Genomic DNA, 26,058 nt, shown 5'->3' with positions numbered 1-26,058 from the left:
GCGCCGGGCCATGCCCGGCGGATTTTCGCGTACCGCTGCGCTCGCCGGGCACGCCCCGGCGCTACCACACGCTTTACGCCACGCGTCCCCGGCGTGCGCGTTCCAGGTGCACCAGCAGCAGCGAGATCGCTGCCGGGGTCATGCCCGGAATGCGCTGTGCCTGGCCGATGGTCTGCGGGCGTACGCGCTCCAGCTTCTGCAGCGCTTCGGCCGACAGCCCGCGCACCGTCGCGTAATCGAAGGCTTCAGCGATCGGCGTGGCTTCGTGCCGCTGCTGGCGCTCGATCTCCTCGCGCTGGCGGTCCAGGTAACCGGCGTACTTCACGCCGATCTCCACCTGCTCGGCCACCTTGCCATCGGCCACCGCCGGGCCCAGCGAAGGCACCTGCATCAGCGCGGCGTAATCCAGCTCGGGGCGCTTGATCAGGTCCAGCACGTTGGTTTCGCGGCTGACCGCCACGCCCAGTGTTTCGTTCACTTCGCGGCCCAGTGCATTGGCCGGGGTCGCCCACAGTGCACCCAGGCGTGCACGCTCGGCGTCCACCGCCGCCTGCTTGGTCTCAAACGCGCTCCAGCGACGATCATCGACCAGGCCCATCCCGCGGCCGACCGGGGTCAGGCGCTGGTCGGCGTTGTCTTCGCGCAGCTGCAGCCGGTACTCGGCGCGGCTGGTGAACATGCGGTACGGCTCGTTGGTGCCGTGGGTGATCAGGTCATCCACCAGTACGCCCAGGTACGCCTCGTCGCGGCGCGGGCACCAGCCGTCCAGCCCGCGCACCTGGCGCGCGGCGTTGAGGCCGGCCAGCAGGCCCTGCGCGGCCGCTTCTTCATAGCCGGTGGTGCCGTTGATCTGGCCGGCGAAGAACAGGCCGTTGACCAGCTTGGTTTCCAGCGAGGCCTTCAGCCCGCGTGGATCGAAGAAGTCGTACTCGATCGCATAGCCGGGACGGGTGATGTGCGCGTTCTCGAAACCGCGGATGCTGCGCACCATCTCCAGCTGCACGTCGAACGGCAGCGAGGTGGAGATGCCGTTGGGATAGATCTCGACGATGCCCAAGCCTTCGGGTTCGACGAAGATCTGGTGGCTGGCTTTCTCGGCGAAGCGCACCACCTTGTCTTCGATGGACGGGCAGTAGCGCGGACCGATGCCTTCGATCTGGCCGCTGTACAGCGGCGAGCGGTGCAGCGCGTCGCGGATGATCTGGTGGGTCTGTTCGGTGGTGTGGGTGATCCAGCAGCTGACCTGCTGCGGATGCTCGTCCACAGAGCCGAGGAAGGACATCACCGGACGCGGCGAATCGCCGGGCTGCTCGTCCATCACGCTGTAGTCCAGCGAGCGGCCATCGATGCGCGGCGGCGTGCCGGTCTTCAGGCGGTCGACCTGGAACGGGCGCTCGCGCAGGCGCGCGGCCAGCGTGGTGGCCGGCGGGTCGCCCATGCGGCCGGCGGCGTACTGGGTCGGCCCGACATGGATCTTGCCGGCCAGGAAGGTGCCGGCGGTCAGCACCACGGCCTCGGCGTCGAAGCGCAGGCCGGTCTGGGTGATGACCCCGCGCACGGCGTCGCCTTCGATGACCAGGTCATCGACGGCGGCCTGGAACACGGTCAGGTTGGCCTGGCCTTCAACGATCGCGCGGATCGCCATGCGGTACAGGTTGCGGTCGGCCTGGCAGCGGGTGGCACGCACGGCCGGACCCTTGGAGGCGTTGAGCGTGCGCCACTGGATGCCGGCGCGGTCGGCGGCATGCGCCATCGCACCGCCCAGGGCGTCGATTTCCTTGACCAGGTGGCCCTTGCCGATGCCACCGATGGCCGGGTTGCAGCTCATCGCGCCCACCGTTTCGATGTTGTGGGTCAGCAGCAGGGTGCGCACGCCGGTGCGAGCTGCGGCCAGCGCGGCTTCGGTGCCAGCGTGGCCACCGCCGATGACGATGACGTCGTAACGATGGAAGGACGGGTTCATGGGTGCTGTTCAGCTGGGGGCGGGCGCGGCCGGGGGCGGCGCCGGGGTGGCGATTTTAGCGCCATTCCGGGCCGGGACGACGTCGCCAGCCGCCCGGCGTCGAAATCAGCCCTAAAGTTGGCAGGATTTTTGCAGATAACCCAATAGCACCCACCGTGGCTGGCGCCGTAGGCGCCCGTGACCGGAATTGGAACAGGGGCCGGTACAGGCGCACGGTGGGGGAGCAGGGGGCCGGCAGTCGGGGGACTGTCCGGCCCTGTTTTTTGGGGTCGCCGGGAAAGGCCCCAAAACAAACGGCCCCGCATTGCGGGGCCGTCTGCCTTCAGAGGTGCCGACATCCGACAGGGCCGGAACAGGGGGGATCCAGATGTTCCTGTCGGATATCGACGTAGAGCTTTTTGCGGCGGCCCGTGTCGTTTTTGTCACTTTGTGACGCGGGCCGTCACCATCCCCGTAGATTGCGGCTTAGACCGTGTGAAATGCAAGACGGTTCAGCGCTCAACTGTGCGCTGCGTCCCACGATCCATGTTGCGCCAGGGGGAACCGTTCATCCTCGGTGCGCTCGGCGCCGGCGCCGGACGGGCCTGCGGCGGGGGCGCCGACGGCTGCACGTTGGACTGCGGCGGGCGTCGCATCGAATCCATGTTCCGCCACGGCGAACCCCCGTTGTAGGACGGGCGCGACGGCGGCGGACGGTTCTCGCCACCATTGCCCGGACGCGGCGGCGGGCGGTGGTTGTGCGGCGGGCGGTAGATCGGGCGCGAGTAGTACGGATTGCCGTAGCCACCGTAGTAACCGCCATAGCCGCCGTAGTACGGGTAGCCGGAGTTGTAGGGATAGCCGGCCGGGTAGCGGTATTCCACCGACGGCGCACCGTGGTAGTAGCCGCCACCGCGGCCACCGCCGACGTAGTCGTAGGTGGTGCAGCCGGTCAGGGCCAGCATCAGGCCACCGGCAAGCATCAAGCGCGTTTTCATGGTGGGTCCCCCCAGAGGACGGGTGTGCAGTCAGCTTCGTGCGCGGGCATTGAATCGACCCTTAATTCCACCGGCCAGGATGAATGGAGGTGAAGGCCCGCATGCTGGCATGACCTGTGCCCCGGTCGCCAGCGCGGGGGCATACGTTAATCTTGCGTCATGAGCGATTCACTGTTGCCCCGCGCCGACGACGTCCTGCTTGCTGCCGCGAGGATCGCCCCGCATGCCAGCGTGACCCCGGTGCTGCGCTCGCACACGCTCGATGCGCTGGCCGGGGCACAGCTGGCCTTCAAGGCCGAGCACCTGCAGCGTGGTGGCGCGTTCAAGTTCCGCGGCGCCTGCAATGCGGTGTGGTCGCTGGATGCCGGCCGCGCCGGTGCCGGCGTGGTGACCCATTCCTCCGGCAACCATGGCGCCGCGCTGGCGCTGGCCGCGCGCACCCGGGGCATTCCCTGCCATGTGGTGGTGCCGGAAGGCGCGGTGGCGGCCAAGCTGGCCAATATTGCCCGGCATGGCGCCACGCTCTGGCACTGCCCGCCGACCATCGCCGACCGTGAAGCCACCTGCGCCAAGGTGCAGGCTGATACCGGCGCAACCCTGGTCCATCCCTATACCGACCCGGCGGTGATGGCCGGACAAGGCACCGCTGCCTTGGAACTGCTGCACAGCGACGGCCCGTTCGACGTGCTGGTGGTGCCGGTGGGCGGCGGCGGCCTCGCCAGCGGCACTGCGCTGGCCCTGCAGCACGCCAGCCCGCAGACCCGTCTGGTGCTGGCCGAGCCGGCCGGTGCCGACGATACCGCGCGCTCGCTGGCCGCTGGCGAGCGCCAGGACGCGTTCACCCCGGACACGATCTGTGATGGCCTGCGTACCCTGATCGGCGCGCCCAATTTCAAACTGCTGCGCGCGGCCGGTGCCGAGGTGATCGTGGTCGACGACGCGGCGACAATGGCCGCGATGCGCTTGTTGTGGGAGGTCCTCAAGCAGGTGGTCGAACCGTCCTCGGCCACCGTGCTGGCCGCAGTGCTGGCGCAACCTGAGCGCTTTGCAGGGCTGCGCGTCGGGCTGGTGCTGTCCGGTGGCAACGTCGACCTGCCAGCGCTGCGCTGGGGGGCGCCGTGAGCCGCGACCGGCAGCGGCATCGCACCGGCCTGCTGGGCTGGCTGTGGCGGCTGTTTGTCCTGCTGGTGATCTGGCTGCTGGGCGTGACCGCGTGGATCGTGTGGGTTGGTGAACGCGACCAGGCCGCCAAGGCCGACGCCATCATCGTGCTGGGTGCGGCGGCCTATGACGCCAAGCCATCACCGGTGTTCGAAGAACGCATCCGCCACGGCCTGGATCTGTACGAGGCCCGCTACGCGCCGCTGCTGATCTTCACCGGTGGCTATGGCGGCACCGGTGCACGCTTTTCCGAATCACAGGTGGCGCGGCGTTACGCGCTCAAGCACGGCATCCCGGACGATGCGATCCTGATCGAGACCGCCTCGCGCAACACCGTGCAGAATCTGGTCGAAGCCAAGCGGTTGATGGAGCAGCGTGACCTGCACCGGGTGATCATTGTCAGTGACCCGCTGCACATGGCGCGCGCGCTGCGCCTGAGCAAGGCACTGGGGATCGACGCGCTGGCCTCGTCCACGCCCAGCACGCGCTTCCGCAGCTTCCACACCAGCTGGCGCTTCCTGGTGCAGGAGATCTACTTCTTCCACCGCGATCTGGTGCGCCCGCCGCTGAGTTCGCCGGCCAATACCTGAGGCGGAAGACTGCTTTTGGGTGAGTGCCAACCAAGGTTGGCACCTACCGGAGCGATTCGCGTGCGGTGCGGAGTACGGTAGTGCCGGCCGCTGGCCGGCAGATGCCCACCATGGAATCGTTAGGTTGCCGGCCAGCGGCCGGCACTACCGGACGATCAGGTCTGCTTGCGCCGGATCGGAATCGCCGACACCGGCACCGATGCCACGTCATGCCCACCTTCGCGGATCGGCGCGCCCGGGTCCGGTGCCCAGGCGTGGGCATAGATCACCTCCCAACTGCTCGGAAGCTTGCCGTCGGCGCGGCGCATCGGCTCGTAGGCGGTCGCAGCAGCAGCGAAGCGGCCACGCCCGGTCAGCGTGTGGCGGCGGTCGACGCGGGCATTGGTGGCGCCCATCGCACGCAGCTCGCGCATCAGTGACGGCAGATCGTCGTAGGTCAGGGTGAACAGATCGCGGTCCAGCACCGGGTCGCGGAAGCCGGCCATCATCAGCGCATCGCCGAACTGGGCGATCTGCGCGAAGCGGCTCACGTGCGGGCGGTCATCGGCAGCGGCGAATGCTTCGTTGAGCTCGACCAGCGTTTCCGGGCCGAAGGTGGAACACACCAGCAGGCCGCCCGGCTTGAGTACGCGACGGAACCCGGCGAACACCGCCGGCAGGTCGTCCACCCACTGCAGGCACAGGTTGCTGAAGATCACGTCCACGCTGTTGTCGGCCAGCGGCAGCGCGGCGGCGTCACCGCACAGGCGCTGGAACGGCTTCCACCAGCCGGCCTGGCGCTTGGCCTGGTCCAGCATCGGCAGCGCCACGTCCAGCGCGATCACCTGCGCCTTCGGCCAGCGCTTCTTCATCAGCGCGCTGGCGTGTCCGGTACCGGCACCGATGTCCAGCACCACCTCGGGCTTGCGTGCCTCCAGGTAGTCCAGCGATTCGATCAGCCGCGACTGCACCTCGCGCTGCAGGGCGGCGGCGGCGTCATAGCTGTTGGCGGCGCGGGCGAACGCGCGGCGGACATGGCGGGCATCGAAGTGGGACGGCATTGCGAAAGTCTCTTAGAACGTACCGGGGTAGGCGCCGCCATCGATCAGCAGGTTCTGCCCGGTGAGGTAACCGGCCTGTGCGCTGCAAAGGAACGCGCAGGCGGCGCCGAATTCATCCGGCGTGCCGAAGCGGCCGGCGGGGATCTGCTGGCGGCGACGTTCGGCCACTTCGCCAGCATCGCCGTCCTTGCCGGCACTGTGGGCGAAGTTGGCACGCAGGCGGTCGGTGTCGAACTGGCCGGGCAGCAGGTTGTTGATGGTGACGTTGTGGGCCACGGTGCGGCGCGACAGGCCGGCGACGAAGCCGGTCAGGCCACTGCGCGCGCCATTGGACAGCGCCAGGATGTCGATCGGGGCTTTCACCGCCGATGAGGTGATGTTGACGATGCGGCCGAAGCCGCGTTCGATCATCGCGTCGACGGTGGCGCGGATCAGCGCGATCGGCGCCAGCATGTTGGCGTCCAGCGCGGCAATCCAGTCGTCACGCTCGAAGGTGCGGAAATCACCGGGCGGCGGGCCACCGGCGTTGTTGACCAGGATGTCCACCTGCGGGCACGCGGCCAGCGCTGCGGTACGGCCGGCCTCGGTGGTGACGTCGGCGACGACCGCGCGTACCTCGGCGGCGCCGGCCAGCGCGCGCAGCTCTTCAGCGGCGGCCTGCAGGGCTGCTTCGCCACGGGCCACGATCACCACGTTGACGCCTTCACGCACCAGCGCACGCGCGCAGCCCAGGCCCAGCCCCTTGCTTGCGCCGCAGACCAGTGCCCAGCGGCCATTGATACCCAGATCCATGCGTCAGTCCTGCGGAATTCGGAAGGCGCTCATTGTCCGCCATCGGCCGGTGACAGGCCGGCAACGAAGTGTTGCAGGGCGGCGGCCACTTCGTCGGCATGGCCGAGGAAGGGCGCATGGCCGCCGTGGGCGATGGTCAGCGCCTGCCCGCCCGGGGCCAGTGCCGCGGCGGCCTGCATCGCTGCCGGTGAGACCAGCCGGTCGCGTTGGCCGGCGATCCACAGGCTGGGTTTGCCCAGCGTCGGCAGCGCGCCACGCAGGTCGGTGCTTTCCAGCAGCCGCAGGCCCTCCAGCAGCGCGCGCTCGGTGGGTGCACCGCGCTCGACCAGGCGCTGGCGCAATGTGCGCAGCTCCTCGCGGGCGTGCGCCGAGCCCATCACGTCCAGCGCCAGGAAGCGCTCCAGGGTGCCACCGAAGTCGCTGGCCAGCTCGCGCCCGAACTGTTCGAACACCGCCGGTTCCACCGCGTGCGGCCAGTCTTCGCCACGCACGAAGCGCGGCGTGGCGGCGATCATCGCCAGCCCGCGCACCTTCGGCAGGGTGGCCGCCGCATGCAGCGCGAACAGGCCGCCCAGCGACCAGCCACACCACACCGCCGGCGGCGTGGCCGCGGCAATGGCATTGACCACGAACGGCAGGCGCAGCGGCGTGGTGTCGTCGCGGCTGTGACCATGGCCGGGCAGGTCGACCAGGTGCAGGGTGAACTGGTCCGCCAGGCGCTGCACCAGCGGCGCGAACACACCGCCCTGCAGGGCCCAGCCATGGATCAGTACCAGGTCCGGCCCACGGCCGGTCACTTCAATATGCATGGGGAACTACACGGAACTCAGGCAAAGGCGGGCAGCGGCGGTGGCGCGGCTTCACGCACGGCCAGGGTCACGCGATCGCGCGCGTTGGCGATGGCCTCCACCAGGCCACGCACCTGTTCCGGCGTATGCAGCGCGGACAGCGTCACGCGCAAGCGTGCCTTGCCTTCCGGCACCGTCGGCGGGCGGATCGCACCGACCAGCCAGCCGGCCTGTTCCAGCGCCGTGGACATCGCCACGGCGGTATGGTCATCACCGCACAGCAGCGGCTGGATCGGCGTTTCCGAAGCCATCAGGTCCAGGCCATGGCGACGCGCTTCACTGCGGAACAGCGCGATCAGGTCGGTCAGCTTGGTGCGGCGCCAGTGGTCGCGGCGCGCCAGGCGTACTGCTTCCAGGGCCGCCGCTGCCATCGCCGGTGGCACGGCGGTGGTGTAGATGTAGGGACGTGCGGTTTCGGCCAGATGCTCGATCAGGTCGTCGCGGCCCAGCACCAGCGCGCCGGAACCGCCCAGTGCCTTGCCCAGCGTGACCAGCTGCAGCGGCACATCGTCCACGCTCAGGCCAGCGGCCGCGACGGCGCCGCGACCATCACCGACCACGCCCACACCGTGCGCGTCATCGACGTAGAACAGCGCCTGCTGCAGGCGTGCCACAAGCGACAAAGCGCGCAGCGGTGCGATGTCGCCATCCATGCTGAAGACACCGTCGGTGGCCAGCATGGCCGCGCCATCGGGCGCGTGCTTGAGCTGACGCATTGCACCTTCGGTATCCAGGTGCGGATAGCGGCGCAGGCGTGCACCGGCCAGCCGCGTGGCATCGAGCAGGCTGGCGTGGTTGAGCTTGTCCTGCACGCAGACGTCGTTCTCTTCGCTCAGCAGTGCCTGCTGAACCGCCAGGTTGGCGGCGAAGCCACTGCCGAACAGCAGCGCACGCGGATAGCCCAGCCACTCGGCCACTTCGCGTTCCAGCGCTTCGTGCATGGCGTGGTGACCACAGACCAGGTGCGAGGCACCGGCGCCAGCGCCTTCGCGTGCGGCGGCGTCCTGCAACGCGTTGACCACGCTGAACTGCTGGGCCAGGCCCAGGTAGTCGTTGCTGCAGAAGCCGGTCAGCCACTGGCCGTCCACTTCCAGGCGTACGCCATCACGACGGGTGACCGTGCGCCGCGTGCGGCGACGGCCTTGGGCATCGCGCAGGGCGCGTTGGGCGTGGAGGCGGGCGGTCAGGTCGGGGCGGGCCATGGTGGCTGAATGCGACGACGGGGCGGCTAGGGTAGCGCGTTGCCGCGACGCCTGCCTGTGTCCCGTCTCAGGCCGCGTGAGCGCAGCCACAGCCGGGCGCATCGGCGCTGATATCGGCGTGCACGGTACCGCCGTGGTCGTGGCCCTCGGCATCCACCTGCACCGCCATCGGCTGCAGTCCCAGCCGCGCGAACAGCGCCAGGTCGCGCTCGCTCTCCGGGTTGCCGGTGGTCAGCAGCTTGTCGCCGTAGAAGATCGAATTGGCACCAGCGACGAAGCACAGCGCCTGCAGTTCATCGCTCATCGCCTCGCGACCGGCCGACAGCCGCACCATCGAGCGCGGCATGACGATGCGTGCCACCGCGATCATGCGCACGAACTCGAACGGGTCCAGTTCGGCGCTGCCATGCAGCGGCGTGCCCGCCACCTGCACCAGCTTGTTGATCGGTACCGAATCGGGATGCGCCGGCAACGTGGCCAGCGCCAGCAGCAGGCCGACACGCTGCGCGCGCGTCTCGCCCATGCCGACGATGCCGCCGCAGCAGGTCTTCAGGCCAGCATCGCGCACGTGCTCCAGCGTATCCAGGCGGTCCTGGTACTGGCGCGTGTGGATGATCGAATCGTAGTAGTCCGGCGCGGTGTCGAGGTTGTGGTTGTAGTAGTCCAGTCCCGCATCCTTCAGCGCACGCGCCTGCCCGCCACTGAGCATGCCCAGCGTGGCGCAGGTCTCCAGGCCCAGCGCCTTCACCCCGGCGATCATCGCCGCCACCTTCGGGATGTCGCGGTCCTTCGGCGAACGCCACGCGGCACCCATGCAGAAGCGCGAGGCACCGGCGGCCTTGGCCTGGCGTGCCTTGGCCAGCACTGCGTCGGTCTCCATCAGTTTCTGCGCGTTCACCCCGGTGTTGTAGCGCTGCGCCTGCGGGCAGTACGCGCAGTCTTCCGGGCAACCACCGGTTTTCACCGACAGCAGTGTGGAGACCTGCACCTGGGCTGGGTCGAAGTGCTCGCGATGGACCGCTGCGGCGCGGAACAGCAGCTCGGGGAACGGCAGATCGAACAGCGCCTGCAGTTCGTCGTGTTGCCAGTCGTGGCGGATGGCAGCAGCCATGGCGGGACCCTGGGTACGAGTGGAGCGAGGGCGGCAGTGTGGGTGGGCGTGCGCAGGCTGTCAACAATATTCATGTTCTCATGGTTTACAGTGTTTGCACTCCGGGCGATCCCGCCCGGCGCGTTGCTTCTGTCGTCGAGCGCGAAAAGTGATCGGCATCAAGGCGTGTGCGGTGTTTCGCTGATCAACGCGGTCACCTTGCCGAGGATGAAGGGACCGTCATCGAAGTAGCCGTGGCCCCAACCTTCGCGCTGGTCGGCATTGAGGTCATCAAGGGTCCACCAGCTCACCGCGCTTTCTCCTTTCCGGGCGAAGAACGCCTGGCAGGCCGAGATGTCTGCCCACGCCGCAGAGTTGCTATAGACGCTCTCCCGGGTGAAGAAGCGTTCCATGCCGAGCAGAGGCTCATCGGCAACATCTTCGAAGATGTTGGACACGATGTAGAGCAGCGAACCGGGAAAGAACAGTGAACGCTCGCTGGCTTCGTCGGCATCCCTCATCGCCAATTGCCGGAACCTCCCGATGCGGTTCTCGTGCTTCGAGATGGCATGCGCGAACCGACGACACGTCACCGCAGGCGCTTCGAGAATAAGGTCGAACGTCAGATCCGGAAGGATCTGCGCTGCCTGGTCCAACAGCTCGCACAGGAAGATGCTGCCGGCGCTGTGGCCGACGAGCGTGATGCGGGGAACAGAGGCTTCGGACTGCAACTGCCTGTGCAGCTCGCGCAGGAATCTGACGCCACCCGATGCCGGGCCGTCGAATGAATCCTGTGCATCCTTCTTCATGGGATTCCACCAGCCGATGCGCCCCACGTCATCGAGATAGAACTCTCGCAGTACTTCTTCCACGATCACGGCGGAGACGGCACCTGGCCGCCCCCGGCCACTGTGCTGGCGTTGCCATACGCGTATCACCAGTCTGGCCACCTTGATGGCCAGCGCGATCCAGTTCAATGCTACGGCCTTGTTGGGTGACGGAGTGCCAAACAGTTCCATTGCCGTGCGCTCGTTGACGATGGCCGCGTGTTCGGCTGGCGGTTCATGTGCCAGCATCTTGTTTACGGGCGTCAGCGTCGCCTCCCTGTAATCCTCCCGGGCCTCGGCAAGGGCCTGGTTCACCTCGGGATCTTCAGCGAACTCCTGTGCGAGATCTGCCGAAAGGCTTTCCTCGTCGGGTGGCGCGGCGTTGAGGATCTTCATGCCGGGCGTGAATGCCTGTTCACCGCCGAGCTTTTCCAGGATCTTGTCCTGGACTTTCCTGAAGAGCAGTTTGGCGAGTACTGCACCCAGGATCTCGCCCAGGTTGTTCAACGGAGCTTCGATGTCACCCGTTTCCCAGACGAAGAACAAGGGGTAGGCCTGTGCCCGCACATAGGGGTCATGCAGGGTTTCTGCGATGCGCCGTCCACGCTTCTGCGAAACGCGACCGCCATGTACATGGATGACGATTCCGGAAGGTGACCTGGCCTGCAGCGCGCGACCGACAATCCGGCGAAGGTCTGATTCCTGCAGCGTGCCATCACGAAGATGGATGATGTGATCCAGCGGGTCGTAGGCATTCATCTCACACTCCATTGTCATTGAGGATGTCGAGAACGAAGCAATTCACGCAGATGTCGGCACGCAGGTGCTGGCAAGCGCTACCGCGATGACGAGCGGTGGCGGCCTTTCGTTGCCGGCGGAGCTGCACCCCTCCCCAGAGGGCAGCGGCTGCAATGCTACCTCCACGAGGCGCGGTGGACGAACCCGGTAGGAATCGGCCGGCCTTCACGCATGTGGGACGGCGTGCCATCGCTGCCAAAGCATGCGGTTCCCGGCGCGTGAGCGTATTCACCACATCCTGCAAGGCCTTCGGCCACAGTACCCGCTGTCCGCCTTCCTCCGCAGCGTCCAGACTGCCCCGCATGACCGATCTCCACCGCCTCCGCGGCCGCATCACCGCGCTGGTTCTCAGCGAGGCCTGGCGTCGCCGCGCCGCGCTCTGGGGCGGCGCCGTGGCCGTGGCACTGGTGGCCATCCTGTTCGCCAAGGCCAGCGACGCGGCCTTCCATCTGTTCCAGCGCATCACCGCGCACTCGCCGTGGTGGGCCCTGCTGCTTACGCCCGGCATCTTCGCGCTGTTGGCCTGGTTGACCGCGGGCGTGCTGAAGCCCACGCGGGGCAGCGGCATTCCGCAGGTCATCGCCGCGTTGGACAAGCCGGATGAGTCGTTCCGCAGGACCAATCTTTCGCCCGCGGTCTCGGCGGGCAAGCTGCTGCTGACCTCGTTGTCGCTGCTCGGCGGCGCGTCGGTCGGGCGCGAAGGGCCCACCGTGCATGTGGGTGCCAGCCTGATGTACCTGTTCGGCCGCTGGTTCGGCTTCAAGGACCCGCGCGAGCTCTCGCACTTCCTGCTGGCCGGTGGCGCGGCAGGCATCGCGGCGGCATTCAACACGCCGCTGGCCGGTATCGTTTTTGCCATCGAGGAGCTCAGCGGCCGTTTCGAGCATCGGTTTTCCGGCACCTTGCTGACCGCAGTGATCGTTGGTGGCGTGGTGTCGCTGGGCCTGCTGGGCAACTACACCTACTTCGGGCACGTGAGCGCACGCCTGCCACTCGGCCAGGGCTGGCTGGCAATCCTGCTATGCGGCGTGGTGGCGGGCTTGCTGGGAGGCCTGTTCGCGCGCGCGGTGCTGGCCAGTGCGGCGGGCCGCCCGCGTTGGCTCGGGCAACTGCGGCAGCGGCATCCGGTTCTGTTGGCCGCAGGCTGCGGTCTGGTGGTGGTGCTGCTCGCCCTGGTCTTCGGCGAAGGCGCGTTCGGCACCGGCTACGAGCAGGCGCGCAGCCTGGTGCAGGGGCAGGCGATGGTGGGCCATGAATTCGGTCTGATGAAGCTGCTGGCGAATCTGGCGTCCTACGTGGCGGGCATCCCCGGTGGCCTGTTCTCGCCGGCGCTGGCGGTCGGTGCCGGCCTTGGGCACAACCTCGCGGTGCTGATGCCGGGTGTGGATCCGCGTGCGTTCGTGCTGTTGGGCATGTGCGCCTATCTGACCGGCGTCACCCAGGCACCGCTGACCTCGGCGGTGATTTCGCTGGAGCTGACCGACAGCGGCGATCTGCTGCTGCCGATCCTGGCCACGGTGCTGATCGCGCGCGGCGTGTCCGGGCTGGTGTGCCGCGTGCCGATCTATCGGGGATTGGCCGAGCTGTTGATGGCGCCCGCGGTGGCGCAGTCGGATACCGGGGATCGCGAACGCGCGCCCTGAAGGGCGGCGCGGTAACAGATAGTGCTGACACTGCAGCACGTGGTCCGCTGATGGTGAAGCTGACGCAGCGATGGAAGGCTGGCGCATGCGCATCAACTTCCTGCACACGGCAAGCACGGTCCCTCACGCACTGCTTCGCGTTCTGCTACCACTGCGTTGCCTGGTCTGCAACGATGCCGGCCACGATGGTCTGGATCTGTGCGCCGCGTGCTATGCAGAACTTCCGTGGTCCGGCCGTGCCTGCCTGCGCTGCGCGCTGCCGCTGCCCGACAACGCCCTGATTGTCTGCGGCTGCTGCCGCGAGGAAGCGCCACCGCAGGCCGCTACCCATGCAAGCCTGTTGTACCTGCCGCCGGTCGACCAACTGCTGGTGCGGTACAAGTTTCATCAGGACCTCGCCGCCGGTCGCCTGCTGGCGCAGTTGATGCAACGCGCACCGCCGCCCTGGTGGTGCCCGCCGCTGGTGCCGGTGCCGCTGCATAGGCGGCGCCTGCGCCAGCGCGGCTACAACCAGGCCGCCGAACTGTGCCGCCTGCTGCCGATGCCGGTCTGGCATGGACTTTACCGGCGCCGCCACACCGCGCCGCAGTCCGAGCGTAACGCCGAGCAGCGCCGGGAAAATCTCTTTGACGCATTCAGCATGCGCTTGTCGCCGCCGGCACAGCTGACCGTCGTGGACGACGTGATGACCACCGGCAGCACAGTGATGGAAATCGCCGAGACGTTGCGGCTGGCGGGTGCCAAAGACGTGCGGGTATGGGTGTGCGCACGGGTGCCGTGACGGCGGGAGCGATTGACACCGTATGACGGCTGCTGAAGGATGCCCATCCTTCAGCGTGCGGTGCTCGACTGCGTCGCCGCACTTGGTGCACGGATGCAAAGGCCCTAAAGTTCCGCGCACTCCCGCCGATAGCGGTTGGCGGCCGAGTCGGTGCCGGCCGCACGTTCTATCTGCACGATGTCTGTTCACAGCTTCAGGTCTGTACCAACGCTGGACAAGGAAGTCGTTGATGGGTAACAGAAAAGCAGGATGCCGGGTACGTGTCGTTCTAGGCATCGCGGGGATCCTGTTGGCCGGTGCGGTGCATGCACAGTCGACCAGCCCCTCGTTCGTCGAGCAGCAGGAGCTGCGCGAACGCGCCGAGCGCGAGGCGCGCGAGCGTGAGCAGCGGCAGGCATTGCCAGATGTATCACGCGAACAGCCGGTGGCGGCCACCGATCTGCATTCGCTGGAACTGCCGGGCGAAGAACGGTGTTTCACCTTGCAGCAGCTGCAGCTCGACGGCGCGCATCTGGCTCAGTTCGCCTTCCTGCAGCGCTATCTCGACCGCTACCGTGGCCGTTGCGTAGGCCAGCAGGGCATTGCGCTGATTGTGCGCCGCGCCTCGGACCTGGCGCTGGCCAAGGGCTACGTGACCACCCGCATCGGCCTGCCCGAGCAGAGCCTGGGCAGCGGAACGCTGCGCCTGCAGCTGGTGCCAGGCGTGATCCGGCAGATCCGTTTCAATGCGGAAGAGATACCCCATTCGATGTGGAAGAGTGCGTTTCCGGCGCGACCGGGAGACGTGCTCAATCTGCGCGCGCTGGAACAGGGCCTGGAACAGCTCAAGCGCGTTCCGTCGCAGGACGTGAACATGGAGCTGGTGCCGGGCGAGGCGCCCGGCGAGTCAGACGTGGTCATCAGCATCCGCCACGGCAAGCGCTGGCGTGCCTCGGTGTCGCTGGATGATGCCGGCAGCCGTGCCACAGGAAAGCAGCAGGTCGGCGCGACCGCGTGGGTGGACAACCTGGCTCGCGTCAACGACCTGCTCAGCGTTGGCGTCAGCAGCGACGGCAGCGCCGACAAGGGCCGGGGTACCCACGGCTTCAATGCGTCGTGGTCGGTTCCGCTGGGCAACTGGCGCTTCAGTACCAGCACCTACAGCTCGCGCTACAAGCAGACCATCGCCAGCAACGCCGACACGTTCGCCAGCACCGGCACCTCCAGCAACGTCGATCTGGCCGTGGAACGGCTGCTGGTGCGTGGCCAGAGCTATCGCAGCGGTATCGAGCTGCGCCTGGCGCAACGGTCGTCGCACAGCTACGTGGAGGGCGTGGAGATCGAAGGCCAGCGCCGCCGTACCACCTCGGTCGAGTTGGCGCTGTTGCACCGCCAGTACCTCGGGCGGGTCCAGGCCGATATCCGCCTGGCGCACCGCCGTGGCGTGCCATGGTTGGGGGGCGATGATGACGTCGTGGGCCGCGATGGCCTGGCGCCAACGTTCCGCTATGGGCTGACCACGCTGGATATCGGCGCCGGCGGTGCATTGACCTCCGGGCCTCGCCCGCTGGCATGGAACACCGCGCTCCGCTACCAGTGGAGCGAGGACACGCTGTACGGCTCGGAGTTCATCAGCGTCGGTGGCCGCTACACCGTCAACGGCTTCGACGGCGAAGTGCCACTCGGCGGCGGCCGCGGTGGTTACTGGCGCAACAGCATCAGCTGGATGGCACATCGCGCCATTGCGCCTTATGCAGGCATCGATATCGGCCACATCGAGCGCGACGACCGCCAGGGGATCGGCGGCGGCACGCTCAGCGGCGCGCACGTGGGTGCGCGTGGCGAGCTGGGCGGACTGGCGTGGGATGGCTTCGTTGGCGTGCCGATGAGCCGCCCGGCCTGGCTCAAGCACGAAGCACGCGGGCACGTGGTCGGTTTCCGCGCGTCCTGGCAGTTCTGATTCGGTTGGAAGCACCGTCGCCAGGTGGCGATGTGATCGGGTTGTTGTGTGTGCAGTTCCCCCCTGGGTTGATGGAAGCACCTGGCATGAAGAACGTATTCCGCGGCTTGTCCCTGCCCGCTTCGGGCACTGGTTGGGCCACACGCCTGCGCATCGCGATGGCGAGCGCCACCCTGGTGATGGCATTCCTGGCCCCGGGCAGCTCATTCGCCCAGGTGCAGGTGCAGGCCGGTGAGCAGGCACGGGCCGACCAGGCGGCGAACGGCGTTCCGGTCATCCAGATCAACCGACCCAACGCCGGTGGCGTCTCGCACAACCGCTTCCAGGACTACAACGTCGGGCGCGAGGGACAGATCCTCAACAACAGCGTGAGTACCGTACAGACACAGCTGGGGGGCTATATCCAGGGCAACGGCAACCTGCAGCCCGGCCAGTCGGCGCGGTTGATCCTCAACGAGGTGACATCCACCAACGCGTCGCGCCTGCAGGGTCATATCGAGGTGGCCGGCCGCTCGGCCGCGGTGATCGTCGCCAACCCCAATGGCATCACCTGCGATGGCTGCGGCTTCATCAACACCACCCGTGGCACGCTGACTACCGGCACCCCGGTGTTCGGCAACGATGGCAGCCTCTCGGCGTTCCGGGTGGCACGCGGAACGATCCGTCTGGAAGGCAACGGCCTGGATGCGGGCAACCTGGAAGGTGTCGACCTGTTGGCCCGCGCGGTACAGCTCAACGCGGGGCTGTGGGCACGCCAGGTGAACGTGGTCACCGGTGCCAACCAGATCGACGCCCAGACGTTGGCAGCGCAGGCGATCACCGGCGAAGGCGAACGCCCGCAGTTCGGCCTGGACGTTGCCGTCCTCGGTGGCATGTACGCAGGCAAGATCCGACTGGTCGGCACCGAGGCCGGTGTGGGTGTGCGCAGTGCAGGCCAGATGGTGGCCGACGCCGGGGACTTCATCCTGACCCAGGCAGGTGATGTACGCCTGAGCGGACGCACCGCTGCTGCCGGCCGCCTGCAGATCGAGACCGAAGGCGAACTGAAGGCCGACGGTGCACAGCACGCGCAGGGGGATCTTCAGATCCGCGCCCGCCAGGCGTCGCTTGCCGGTTCCACGTCGGCGGGCGGGGCGATGGCGGTACGCGCCATCCAGAATCTGGATCTGGCTGGCAGCACGCAGGCCGCGCAGATGCAGCTGGACGCCGGTGGCACGCTGACGCTGGCTGACACGGTGAAGAGTGCGGGCAGCATCGCGCTGGCCGCTGCAGAGGTACAGAACCGTGCACAGGTGACCGCAGGCGCCGGGCTTGCCGTGCGTGCCGATACGCTGGTGCAGGACAAGGGCGCACGCCTGGGCGCGCAGGCGCAGCTGGATGTACAGGCCCGCCAGGTGAACAACGCCGGATTGCTGCTGGGCAACCAGGGTGTACGGCTGCAGGCCGCGCAGCTGCACAACAGCGGCCAGCTGTATAGCGACGCCGATGTCGATCTCGACGTGGCCAGCGTCGACAACGAGGGCATGATCGGTGCCGGTGCGAACCTGCGGGTGGCGGCTGATCGCCTCTCGCAGGCAAAGGGCGCCGAGCTGTCGGCGGGTGCGCTGCTGAAGGCCCAGGCGCGGCAGCAGCTGGACAACGCCGGACACATTCTCTCCGAGCAGGCGCTGGAACTGTCCGCCGGCAGCGTCGACAACCGCGGCACGGTGGAAGCCCGCCAGGCCACGCTGACGGTCGACCGTCTGCGCAACAGCGGCACGCTGCAAGCGGTGGATCTGCTGGCGCTGAAGGCCAACGGACGCATCGACAACGACGATACCGGCAGCATCCAGGGAGGCAAGGGCCTGCAGGTCGATGCGGATGCACTGGACAACTCGGGCATCGTCGGCAGTGCAGGTGATGCGCGTCTTTCCGCGAGCACCCTCGACAACCGCAACCGGCTTGAAGCGGGTGGCACGCTGACCCTGCAGGGTGCCACCCTGCGCCAGCAGTCCGCCGCCACGGCACTTGCGCGCGTGGTGGCCGTGGACATGCAGAAGGTCACCAACGACGGCCGCTTGCATGGCCAGCAGTCGCTCGACTTGCGCGCCACCGAACTCGCCAACGGTGGCGTGATCTACGGTCGCGACCGTGCGCAGCTGCACACCGCCACGCTGGACAACACGGGCGTGATCGCCAGCGACGGCACGCTGGATGTGCGCACCGACACGCTGCACAACCGCGCCAGCGGCAACCTGTCCAGTGCACAGTCGCTGCGGCTGGATGCGGTGACGCTGGACAACGCAGGCAATCTGTTTGCGAAGGGGGCGCTGACGGCCACGGCAGATGTGATCGACAACCGTGGCGATCTCTATGGTGCCGGCGATGTGGATGTCACCGCGCGGGAATCGCTGGACAACCAGGGCAGCCTGGTGTCCGGCCAGACGTTGCAGGTGCGGGGCCATACCCTGCGCAGCCAGGGGGAGCTGGGCAGCGAGCGCGGCAACGTGCAGCTCAGCAGTGACCAGGCATTGGTGCTGGGCGGACGCACACTGGCGGCAGGCACGCTCACCGCGCACGCGGGCAGCACGCTGGACCAGTCCGGCAAGGTGTTTGCGCAGCAGGGCGTGGTGTTGTCCGCCGATGCGGGTGTGACGCTGAAGGGCTCGATCGACAGCGCCGCGGATCTGCAGGTGCGCAGCGGAGGCGATCTGGACAACCAGGCCGCGTTGTTCGCCAGCGGCGCGTTGTCATTGCAGGCCGCGCAGGCCGTGCGCAATGCTGCCGACATGCAGGCGCGTACCGTCACGCTGCAGGCCGCGCAGGCCAGCAATCGTGGGCGAATGCTGGCCTCGGGTGACGTCGAGGTGCGCGCGGGCCAGATCGACAACAGCGGCGTGGTCGTGGCGGGCCTGCAGGCCGACGGCAGAGTCGGCAGTACCGGCAGCGTCACTCTTGATGCGCGCCATCAGCTGCGCAACGCCGGCCAGATCAACGCTGGCCAGCAGATCCAACTGCTGGGTGACAGCCTGGTGCTGGAAGGAGGCCAGGTCTGGTCGGGCAGGAATCTCCTTGCGCAGGCGCGCACCGGTGAGTGGCGCAATACCGGCGGCAGCCTGACCGCGATCGGGCTGCTCGACCTGCGTGCCACCGATGTCCTGCGCAACGCGGGCAGCCTGCAGGGCGCACGCATCGGCCTGCTCGCGGCCGCACTGGACAACAGCGCTGGCGAACTGCTGCAGACCGGTACCGATCCGTTCGAGCTGAGCCTGGCAGGCGCCCTGCGCAACACCGGCGGGCGCATCGCCGCCAACGCTGGCAGCGTCCACCTGCAGGCTGCGCAGCTGTTGAACCAGGGTGGCCGCATCGAACACGCTGGTACGGGCACGCTGAAGATCCAGGCCGACACGCTGGACAACGGCAATGCCGGCCTGATCGTCGGCAATGGCGAGGTGGACGTGGCCGTTGTCGGTCGCCTCGACAACAGTGGCGGTACGCTCACCGCAGGCACCGGTGCGCGCGTGACGGGTGCAGAAATCGTCAACACCGGTGGGCGCCTTGATGCCGGTGGCAACCTCACTGTGGACGCCTCGGGAGCACTGGACAACCGCACCGGCACCATCGTGCAGCGTGGCGCGGGCCAGCTGCAGGTGCTGGCCTCCCAGCTGGACAACAGCAATGGCCTGCTGGGGGCCGAGGGCAATGCCCGCGTGACCAGCCGCACGGGCGACCTGCGCAACGTGGACGGCAACCTGTACGCTCGCCAGGAACTCGCGCTCGATGTGGCCGGTGCACTGGCCAACCAGCGTGGCCTGGTCCACGGCGGCAGCGTGCTGGATCTGCAGATCCGCCAGGCGCTGGACAACAGCCAGGGCAACATCGAAGCACAGGGCCCGGTGAACCTCCGCGCTGCTTCGGTGGGCAACCGTGGCGGACGCATCGTGGCCAATGGCGCCCAGCAGCTGACGCTGGAATCCGCGGGTGCGCTGGACAACCGGGGCGGCACCCTGGGCAGCACCGGTGGTGCGCTGACGCTGACCGCGAGCAGCGTGGACAACCGTGCCGAAGGCGGCCAGGCCAAGCTGGTGGCCGGTACCGATCTGCGCCTGCAGGCCGGCGCGCTGGACAACGCCGGCAGCCTGGTCCACGCCGCCAACAATCTGTACCTGGAACGTGTCGGCGCACAAGTATTCAACGTGGGTGGCCAGCTCAGTGCAGGCAACCTGCTGCGCCTGGATCTTGCCGCACTGGAGAACAGCAACGGCCGGCTGCTCAGCCGCCAGAGCCAGCTGACGCTGGGCAGCCTGGGCAATGGCGGTGGCGAAATCAGTGCCTATGAAGCGCTGGGTGCACGCCTGCAGAGCTTCAGCGGCATCGGCCGCCTGTTCGGCGGCAGCGAGCTGCGGCTGACGCTGGCTGGGGACTACGTGCATGGCAGCGGCCAGCGCCTGGAGAGCAACGGGCTGCTGAAGCTGGACGTGGCCGGCGCCCTGGTCAACCAGGGGCGCCTGGAGAGCAAGGGCACGCTTGAAATCTCGGCCAATCGGATCGAGAACACCGCTGCTGGGCAGATCAACGCCACCGCAGGCAATGGCAGTGGCCGTGTCGCGCTGAGTACGGCGGGCGATTTCAGCAACGCCGGTCGCGTAGACGGCGATACGGTGGAGGTGTCGGCTGCCAACATCACCAATACCGGCACCCTGATGGGCAACGCGCTGGAACTGCGCGCCTCGCGCATCACCAACGGCCGCGACCTGGGCAACACCCTGGTCGCACGCGACTACAACGAAGGGCTGATGGCGGCCACCGGCCGCATCAACCTGTTTGCCAACTACATCGACAACCTCGACGGCGAGCTCTTCAGCCTGGGCGACATCCGCCTGCAGGGCTGGAACGGCGGCAATGCCCAGCAGATCCGCAACCGCTCCGGGCGCATCCAGGCCGAGAACGACCTGATCCTGGCCGCGCTGGGCGTGGCCAACGAGCGGCGCGTGCTGGTCACCCAGCACAAGGTCTACAGCGGCAACGAAGGCGCTGCGGATCCGGACAGCGGCACGTTCAAGGTCGATGGCATCGACGGCCCGGCACCGCCGGGCAAGCTGTGCCCGGGTGACTGTGCCGTGCTGGAGGTCTGGACCGAGCACAAGGACCTGGTGCTGGAAGGCACGACCGTCATCGCCGCCAGCGCGGCATCGCAGCTGATTTCCGGTCGCGACATGCAGATGTCCGGCGGCTCGGTCGACAACCGCAACTCGGCCATCGCCGCCGGTCGCAACCTCTCGATCAACGGCCGCGGCTCGTCCAACAGCGAAGACCCCAACGACTGGGCCGGCGTGGTCAACAACGAGGCGCTGGCCGGCTACAAGGTGGTCCAGCGTACGTCGACCATTGACTACACCTACCGCCCTTGCCCCAGCCGCTGCGACTTCGAGATCTATGGCGGCAGCCGCGCGCTGGGCACCAACACGATCACCAAGCAGGTCACGCTGGCCGGTGGCAATGCCAGCATCACCGCCGGCCGCAGGGTGCAGATCGAAGCGCGCGAGGTCAACAACGCCGTGGTCACCGCGCACAGCGGTGGCACGCCGCTCGACGTTGCCGGTTGGCAGGGCAACAACGCCTACGCACCCGAACTGGGCCAGCAGCAGGGCGCCGGCGCGGTCGGCGGCAACGCTGGCGCACCGGGTGCACAGCAGGGCGTAGCCACCGGGCCTGCCAGTGCGCAGGCGCAAGGTGCGGGCACCGCCGGTGATACCGGAACCCCGGGCCCGGGCCGCGTCACCACGGTGCCGCCGCCGCAGCTGGTGGGCAGCCCGCAGAATCCGCTGCCGGGCCTGTCGCTGCCCAGTGGCGGCCTGTACACGGTCAATCCGGGCAACCAGCGTTGGCTGGTGGAAACCGATCCGCGCTTCGCCAATTTCGGGCAGTGGATCGGCTCGGACTACATGTTCCAGCGCCTGAACCTGGACCCTGACAGGCAGCTGCGCCGGATGGGCGACGACTTCTACGAGCAGCGCCTGGTGATGGAACAGATCACCGGCCTGACCGGGCGTCGCTACCTGGATGCCGACCAGGGCGATGGCATGGGCCAGTACCGCGCCATGATGGATGCCGGCGTGAGCGAAGCCGCGCGCCAGCAGCTGAGCGTGGGCGTTGCGCTGTCGGCCGAACAGGTGGCCGCGCTCAACGAAGACATCGTGTGGATGGTCGCCCAGGAAGTGGACGGGCAGAAGGTGCTGGTGCCGGTGGTGTACCTGTCCCAGGCCACCGCCAATCGCCTGCAGCTGGGCGGCGCCGCCATCGCTGGCGAGTCGGTGGAGATCCGCGCCGGCAATGTATCCAACCAGGGCATGATCCGCGCCGATGATCGATTGACCATCGATACCGGCAGCCTGCTCAACGATCGCGGTGGCATTTCCGCTGGTGGCAATGCCCGCATCACCGCCGTGGAGGACATCCTCAACAACAGCGGCCTGATCCAGGGCGGCAACGTGGCCCTGGTGGCCGGCCGCGACCTGAAGAGTGTCAGCGGCATCGACGTGGCCAGCATCCGCAGCGATGGCAGCCTGGCGCTGGAAGCCGGGCGTGACCTGGCACTGGTCGGTTCGCAGACCAGTGCCCGCGGCAACGCGGCGCTGGAGGCCGGCCGCGACCTCAACCTCACCACGCAGATGCAGGGTGATGGCAGCCTGCGCCGCACCACGCTGGATGTGGGTGGCAGCCTGTCGCTGGATGCCGGCCGCGATCTGAACCTGACGGCGGTGACCGCCAAGGCCGGCGGCAGCGTCCATGCCACGGCCGGCAACGACATCAACCTCAATGCACTGACCACCACCGAGCAGGGCGGCTGGGGCAGCAACCGCTACGTGCGCGAAACCCTCAACGCCAGCGGCATCGAGGCCGGTGGCTCGCTGGGCATGCAGGCGGGGCAGGACGTGAACCTGCAGGCCGCGCAACTGAAGGCCGGCGACGGCCTGGCCGTGGTGGCCGGGCGTGATCTCAACCTGCAGGCCGAAACCACCACCAACACCAGCCAGCAGCAGAGCCGTGGCAAGCGCTTCTCGCAGACCACGCAGAGCATGGACGAGACCGTGCACAGCACTTCGCTGCAGGCCGGCGGTGACATCGCGCTGGTGGCCGGGCGCGATGCCAACCTCACTGCCACGCAGGTCGGCAGCACCGACGGCGGCATCAGCATTGCCGCTACGCGCGACGTGAATCTGCTGGCGGCACAGGAGGACCACAGCTGGGAGCAGGAGACCACGCGCAAGAAGAAGGGGCTGCTGTCGAGCAAGACCACCACCACTTACGACGCGACCCGCGACAGCCTGGTGGTGGGCACCACGCTCAGCGGCGAGACGGTCACCATCGGCGCCGGACGTGACGTCGTCGCGCAGGCGGCGCAGGTGGCTGCCACCGGTGATGTGGTGGTGGCCGCCACCCGTGACCTGACCATTGGCACGGCCACGTCCACGCACAGCGAAGAGCACGACAAGACCGTCAAGCGCTCGGGTGTGTTCGGCGGTGGTGGCTTCAACCTGACCATCGGCCAGAGCAAGCTGGAAAAGGGCCTGGAGATCGAGCAGAGCGCGCCGCAGGGCAGCCTGATCGGCTCAACCGATGGCCGGGTCAGCCTGAGCGCCGGCAACACGCTGCACATCACCGGTTCGGACGTGCTGTCGAAGACCGGTACGCAGCTGGTGGGCGGGCAGGTGGTGATCGACGCGGCACAGGGCACCACTGACGTACACCAGAGCACCAAGCAGAAGAGTGCCGGTATCAACGTCGGCCTGACCGGCGGTGTGGTGGATGCCGCGCTGGCCGCCTACGGTGCGGCCAAGGCCGCCGGCAATGCGCAGGATGATCGCCTGAAGGCGCTGTACGCGGTGCAGGCGGCCAATGCCGCCGCTGGCGTGGGCGGCGCCATGCAGCAAGGTGCTTCCGGCGCCACCGACGGTGTGAGCCTGCGCATCGGCATCGGCGCCTCCAGCTCCAGTGCCAGCCAGACCAGCCACGACCAGTCGGCGGTGGGCAGCACCATCCGCAGCCAGGGCGACGTCAGCATCGTCGCCACCGCCGGTGACCTGAACATCATCGGCAGCCAGGTGAAGGGTGACAACGTGGCGCTGGCCGCGCGGGACAACATCACCCTGCGCAGTGAAGCGGAAGACCATACGCAGTCGTCGAAGAACAAGAGCGGCAGCGGTGAGATCGGCTTCAGCATCGGCGCGCAGACCGGTTGGTACGTGTCGGCCAGCACCGCCAAGGGCAAGGGCAGCGGCAACGGCACCACGCACGTCGAAACCGTGGTGGACGCCGACCGCAACCTGATCGTCATCAGCGGCAAGGACACCACGCTGCAGGGTGCCCAGCTGAGCGGCGACAAGGTGGTGGCCAGCATCGGCGGCAACCTGTCCATCATCAGCGAGCAGGACACCGACGACTACGCCAGCAAGCAGACCCAGGCTGGTGGCACCTTCGTTTACGGCAGCGGCGGCACCGTCAACATCGGCCAGCAGAAGGTCGAGAGCCACCTGCGCAGCGTGCAGGAACAGAGCGGCATTGTTGCTGGTACCGGTGGCTTCGACATCACCGTGGGCGGCAACACGCACCTGGAAGGCGGCGTGATCGGCAGCACTGCCGATGCCTCGAAGAACCGCCTGGATACCGGCAGCCTGACCGTTGTCGACATCGAGAACGAATCCCGCGCCAAGACCAGTGGCGGTGGCATCGGCACCGGGCTGGGCAGCGGCGGCGGCATCAGCAGCCCGCTGGGCAGCGCGGCCGGCGCAGGGCTGAGCCTGCTGGGCGGTACGAAGAAGAACGACAGCAGCACCACGCATTCGGACATCGCCGCCGGCACGGTGGTGGTGCGCGATGGCAATGAGAGCGCTTTGGCCGGCCTTGATCGCACGGCCACCGGCTTTGATACCGACAGCGCGCTGTCGGCCGTTGACCTGCGCAAGATGCAGGAGCGCGCCGAGGTGATGCAGCTGGGTGGGCAGTTGCTGTTCAAGGGCGTGGGTGACCTGGGCGGCTACCTGAGCCAGAAGGCGGAGACCGAGGAAGGCAAGGCGTTCTGGGCCGACGGTGGCAACGGACGCGCGCTGCTGCACGGTATGGCCGGTGCAGCAATGGCCGCGCTGGGTGGTGCCGATGCGGTGACGGGCGCGGTGAGTGCTGCCGGTGCGGAGAAGGCCAAGAAGGCGATCTCGGATTACCTGGAGAACAACAAGGGCAGCCTGAGCTGGGAGGACTACCAGTCGCTGATGGAAGTCGGTAGCGCGATGGTGGGTGGGGCTTTGGGTGGAAGCACGGGCGCCAACGTCGCGGTGACCGGGGATCGGTTCAATCGGCAGCTGCACATCAGTGAGATTGATTTGATTCAGGGCTCCGCGTCTGGATTCGCACAGCGCCTGTGCGGTTGCCGCAATCCAAGCCGCGAGCAGATCGATGCAGCCGAGAAGTCCTTGTCGGAACAGGCCTATCGGCAAGTGCAGTTCGGCGTTGAGGGGCAATGGGATCAAGCTGCGAGTGACTATCTGAGGCAAGTCAGCGCAGGCAGGCTTCTTGAGCCCGATCCGAACAGGCCGGGTAGTGGTTACAGCCCACTGTTCTATGCAACGCCGGGTGAGAAGGCGGATGCTACACAGTACGTCGGCTCATGGAATCTGAGGGCGGACTTCTATAGCAAGAACGGTCTGGATGTGCCCTCGCAAGAGCAGGCGATGGCTGCTGCCATCCAAGATCAAATTGATCGAAAGACGCACGGCAAAGTGCTCATTGGAGGGACGGCTGTCATCACAGCCGCGGGACTGTCCCCGGTTGCGCTGGCTGCCGCGCGTAGCTGTCTGAGCAAGCCAGCTTCCTGCGACGCAATCCTGACCGGAGTGGTTGATGCGGTCGCAAGCGAGGCAACGGGTGGTGCCAGCTTGGTGGTTGGTGCGGGTGCCGCTGCGAAGGCTGCCGAGTTGATTGTTGAAAACGTTGCGCGCAAGGCAGCTAGTGCTGCAGCAAAGCCGGCTGCAGAGCTTAAAGCGGACTTGGCCGCGGTCTGGAACTTGAAGCCAACCCAGCGCGGCGTAGAAATTGAGTCATACTTGGCGAGAACAGAGTATTCATCGCAGGGGGGCTGGTACAACATCGGGGCATCGAAAAACGGATATTTCCCTCTTGTCGATTTTCAGAATGGCAGCACTTTGGTTAGCCTCAAGTCGGTGGATACTTCGGGGAGTTCCTGGTTGAGTAGAATGCAGGATCACATTGTGGATCTAGGTAGCAATGGGGCGACGGTGAATGGTGCTCCTGCGCAGATGGTTCTGGACTTGAGAGTTCAGCCGGGAGGACTTCTGGATGCGCAGTCGCTTATCAACTTTGGCGTTGAAAATAATGTCAAGGTAATAATTAAAGAATTTAAGTGAGGTTTCC

The 26,058-nt window shown here is 67.4% G+C and carries 14 protein-coding genes; 6 read left to right on the top strand and 8 right to left on the bottom strand.

All coding sequences use genetic code 11. The annotated features are described in order from the left end of the window. Nucleotides 1-73: 73 nt before the first annotated feature. Complete coding sequence (gene mnmG, locus AC3ITW_RS21185) at nucleotides 74-1,963, bottom strand: tRNA uridine-5-carboxymethylaminomethyl(34) synthesis enzyme MnmG (protein ID WP_100435417.1); 1,890 nt, start codon at nucleotides 1,961-1,963, stop codon at nucleotides 74-76. Between the two features lie 491 nt (nucleotides 1,964-2,454). Next, nucleotides 2,455-2,940 carry a hypothetical protein gene (locus AC3ITW_RS21180; RefSeq protein ID WP_012512405.1) on the bottom strand — a complete coding sequence of 162 codons (486 nt, stop codon included), beginning with the start codon at nucleotides 2,938-2,940 and terminating at the stop codon, nucleotides 2,455-2,457. Nucleotides 2,941-3,099: 159 nt separating this feature from the next. Here AC3ITW_RS21180 and AC3ITW_RS21175 point away from each other — a divergent pair, with 159 nt between their 5' ends. Both AC3ITW_RS21175 and AC3ITW_RS21170 read left to right on the top strand, forming a co-directional pair. Then, nucleotides 3,100-4,062: a pyridoxal-phosphate dependent enzyme gene (locus AC3ITW_RS21175; RefSeq protein WP_489389910.1), complete on the top strand. Its 963-nt coding sequence runs from the start codon at nucleotides 3,100-3,102 to the stop codon at nucleotides 4,060-4,062. Beyond that, on the top strand, nucleotides 4,047-4,691 hold the full coding sequence (locus AC3ITW_RS21170; protein WP_041864602.1) for a YdcF family protein: 645 nt from the start codon (nucleotides 4,047-4,049) through the stop codon (nucleotides 4,689-4,691). Before AC3ITW_RS21175 ends, AC3ITW_RS21170 begins: the two co-directional genes overlap by 16 nt. A gap of 155 nt (nucleotides 4,692-4,846) precedes the next feature. On the opposite strand, the gene bioC is transcribed toward AC3ITW_RS21170, so the two are convergent. The 6 genes from bioC to AC3ITW_RS21140 all read right to left on the bottom strand — a co-directional run bounded on the left by bioC (nucleotide 4,847) and on the right by AC3ITW_RS21140 (nucleotide 11,249). Next, complete coding sequence (bioC, locus tag AC3ITW_RS21165) at nucleotides 4,847-5,731, bottom strand: malonyl-ACP O-methyltransferase BioC (protein WP_006400186.1); 885 nt, start codon at nucleotides 5,729-5,731, stop codon at nucleotides 4,847-4,849. 12 nt (nucleotides 5,732-5,743) lie between these two features. Continuing rightward, complete coding sequence (locus AC3ITW_RS21160) at nucleotides 5,744-6,523, bottom strand: SDR family oxidoreductase (RefSeq protein WP_489389909.1); 780 nt, start codon at nucleotides 6,521-6,523, stop codon at nucleotides 5,744-5,746. A 29-nt stretch (nucleotides 6,524-6,552) separates the two neighbouring features. After that, nucleotides 6,553-7,332 carry a pimeloyl-ACP methyl ester esterase BioH gene (gene bioH / locus AC3ITW_RS21155; protein ID WP_006400184.1) on the bottom strand — a complete coding sequence of 260 codons (780 nt, stop codon included), beginning with the start codon at nucleotides 7,330-7,332 and terminating at the stop codon, nucleotides 6,553-6,555. A 17-nt stretch (nucleotides 7,333-7,349) separates the two neighbouring features. After that, nucleotides 7,350-8,573 (bottom strand): 8-amino-7-oxononanoate synthase, encoded by a 1,224-nt coding sequence (bioF, locus tag AC3ITW_RS21150; RefSeq protein ID WP_012512399.1) that lies wholly within the window; start codon nucleotides 8,571-8,573, stop codon nucleotides 7,350-7,352. Nucleotides 8,574-8,640: 67 nt separating this feature from the next. After that, on the bottom strand, nucleotides 8,641-9,684 hold the full coding sequence (gene bioB / locus AC3ITW_RS21145; protein WP_006400133.1) for a biotin synthase BioB: 1,044 nt from the start codon (nucleotides 9,682-9,684) through the stop codon (nucleotides 8,641-8,643). Between the two features lie 158 nt (nucleotides 9,685-9,842). Further along, nucleotides 9,843-11,249, bottom strand: a complete 1,407-nt coding sequence (locus tag AC3ITW_RS21140) for a hypothetical protein (RefSeq protein ID WP_100435413.1) — start codon at nucleotides 11,247-11,249, stop codon at nucleotides 9,843-9,845. A gap of 341 nt (nucleotides 11,250-11,590) precedes the next feature. On the opposite strand from AC3ITW_RS21140, the gene AC3ITW_RS21135 reads away from it, so the two are divergent. The 4 genes from AC3ITW_RS21135 (at nucleotide 11,591) to AC3ITW_RS21120 (ending at nucleotide 26,051) form a co-directional block, all read left to right on the top strand. Continuing rightward, nucleotides 11,591-12,931: a chloride channel protein gene (locus tag AC3ITW_RS21135; RefSeq protein WP_032973599.1), complete on the top strand. Its 1,341-nt coding sequence runs from the start codon at nucleotides 11,591-11,593 to the stop codon at nucleotides 12,929-12,931. 85 nt (nucleotides 12,932-13,016) lie between these two features. After that, on the top strand, nucleotides 13,017-13,712 hold the full coding sequence (locus AC3ITW_RS21130; RefSeq protein WP_032973604.1) for a ComF family protein: 696 nt from the start codon (nucleotides 13,017-13,019) through the stop codon (nucleotides 13,710-13,712). A gap of 229 nt (nucleotides 13,713-13,941) precedes the next feature. Next, complete coding sequence (locus tag AC3ITW_RS21125; protein ID WP_489389908.1) at nucleotides 13,942-15,651, top strand: ShlB/FhaC/HecB family hemolysin secretion/activation protein; 1,710 nt, start codon at nucleotides 13,942-13,944, stop codon at nucleotides 15,649-15,651. Nucleotides 15,652-15,737: 86 nt separating this feature from the next. Continuing rightward, nucleotides 15,738-26,051 (top strand): hemagglutinin repeat-containing protein, encoded by a 10,314-nt coding sequence (locus tag AC3ITW_RS21120; protein ID WP_489389907.1) that lies wholly within the window; start codon nucleotides 15,738-15,740, stop codon nucleotides 26,049-26,051. Nucleotides 26,052-26,058: the final 7 nt, after the last annotated feature.

The sequence above is a fragment of the Stenotrophomonas sp. KH_052 genome (assembly GCF_057838755.1).
This window is presented reverse-complemented; position numbering and strand designations above follow the sequence as displayed.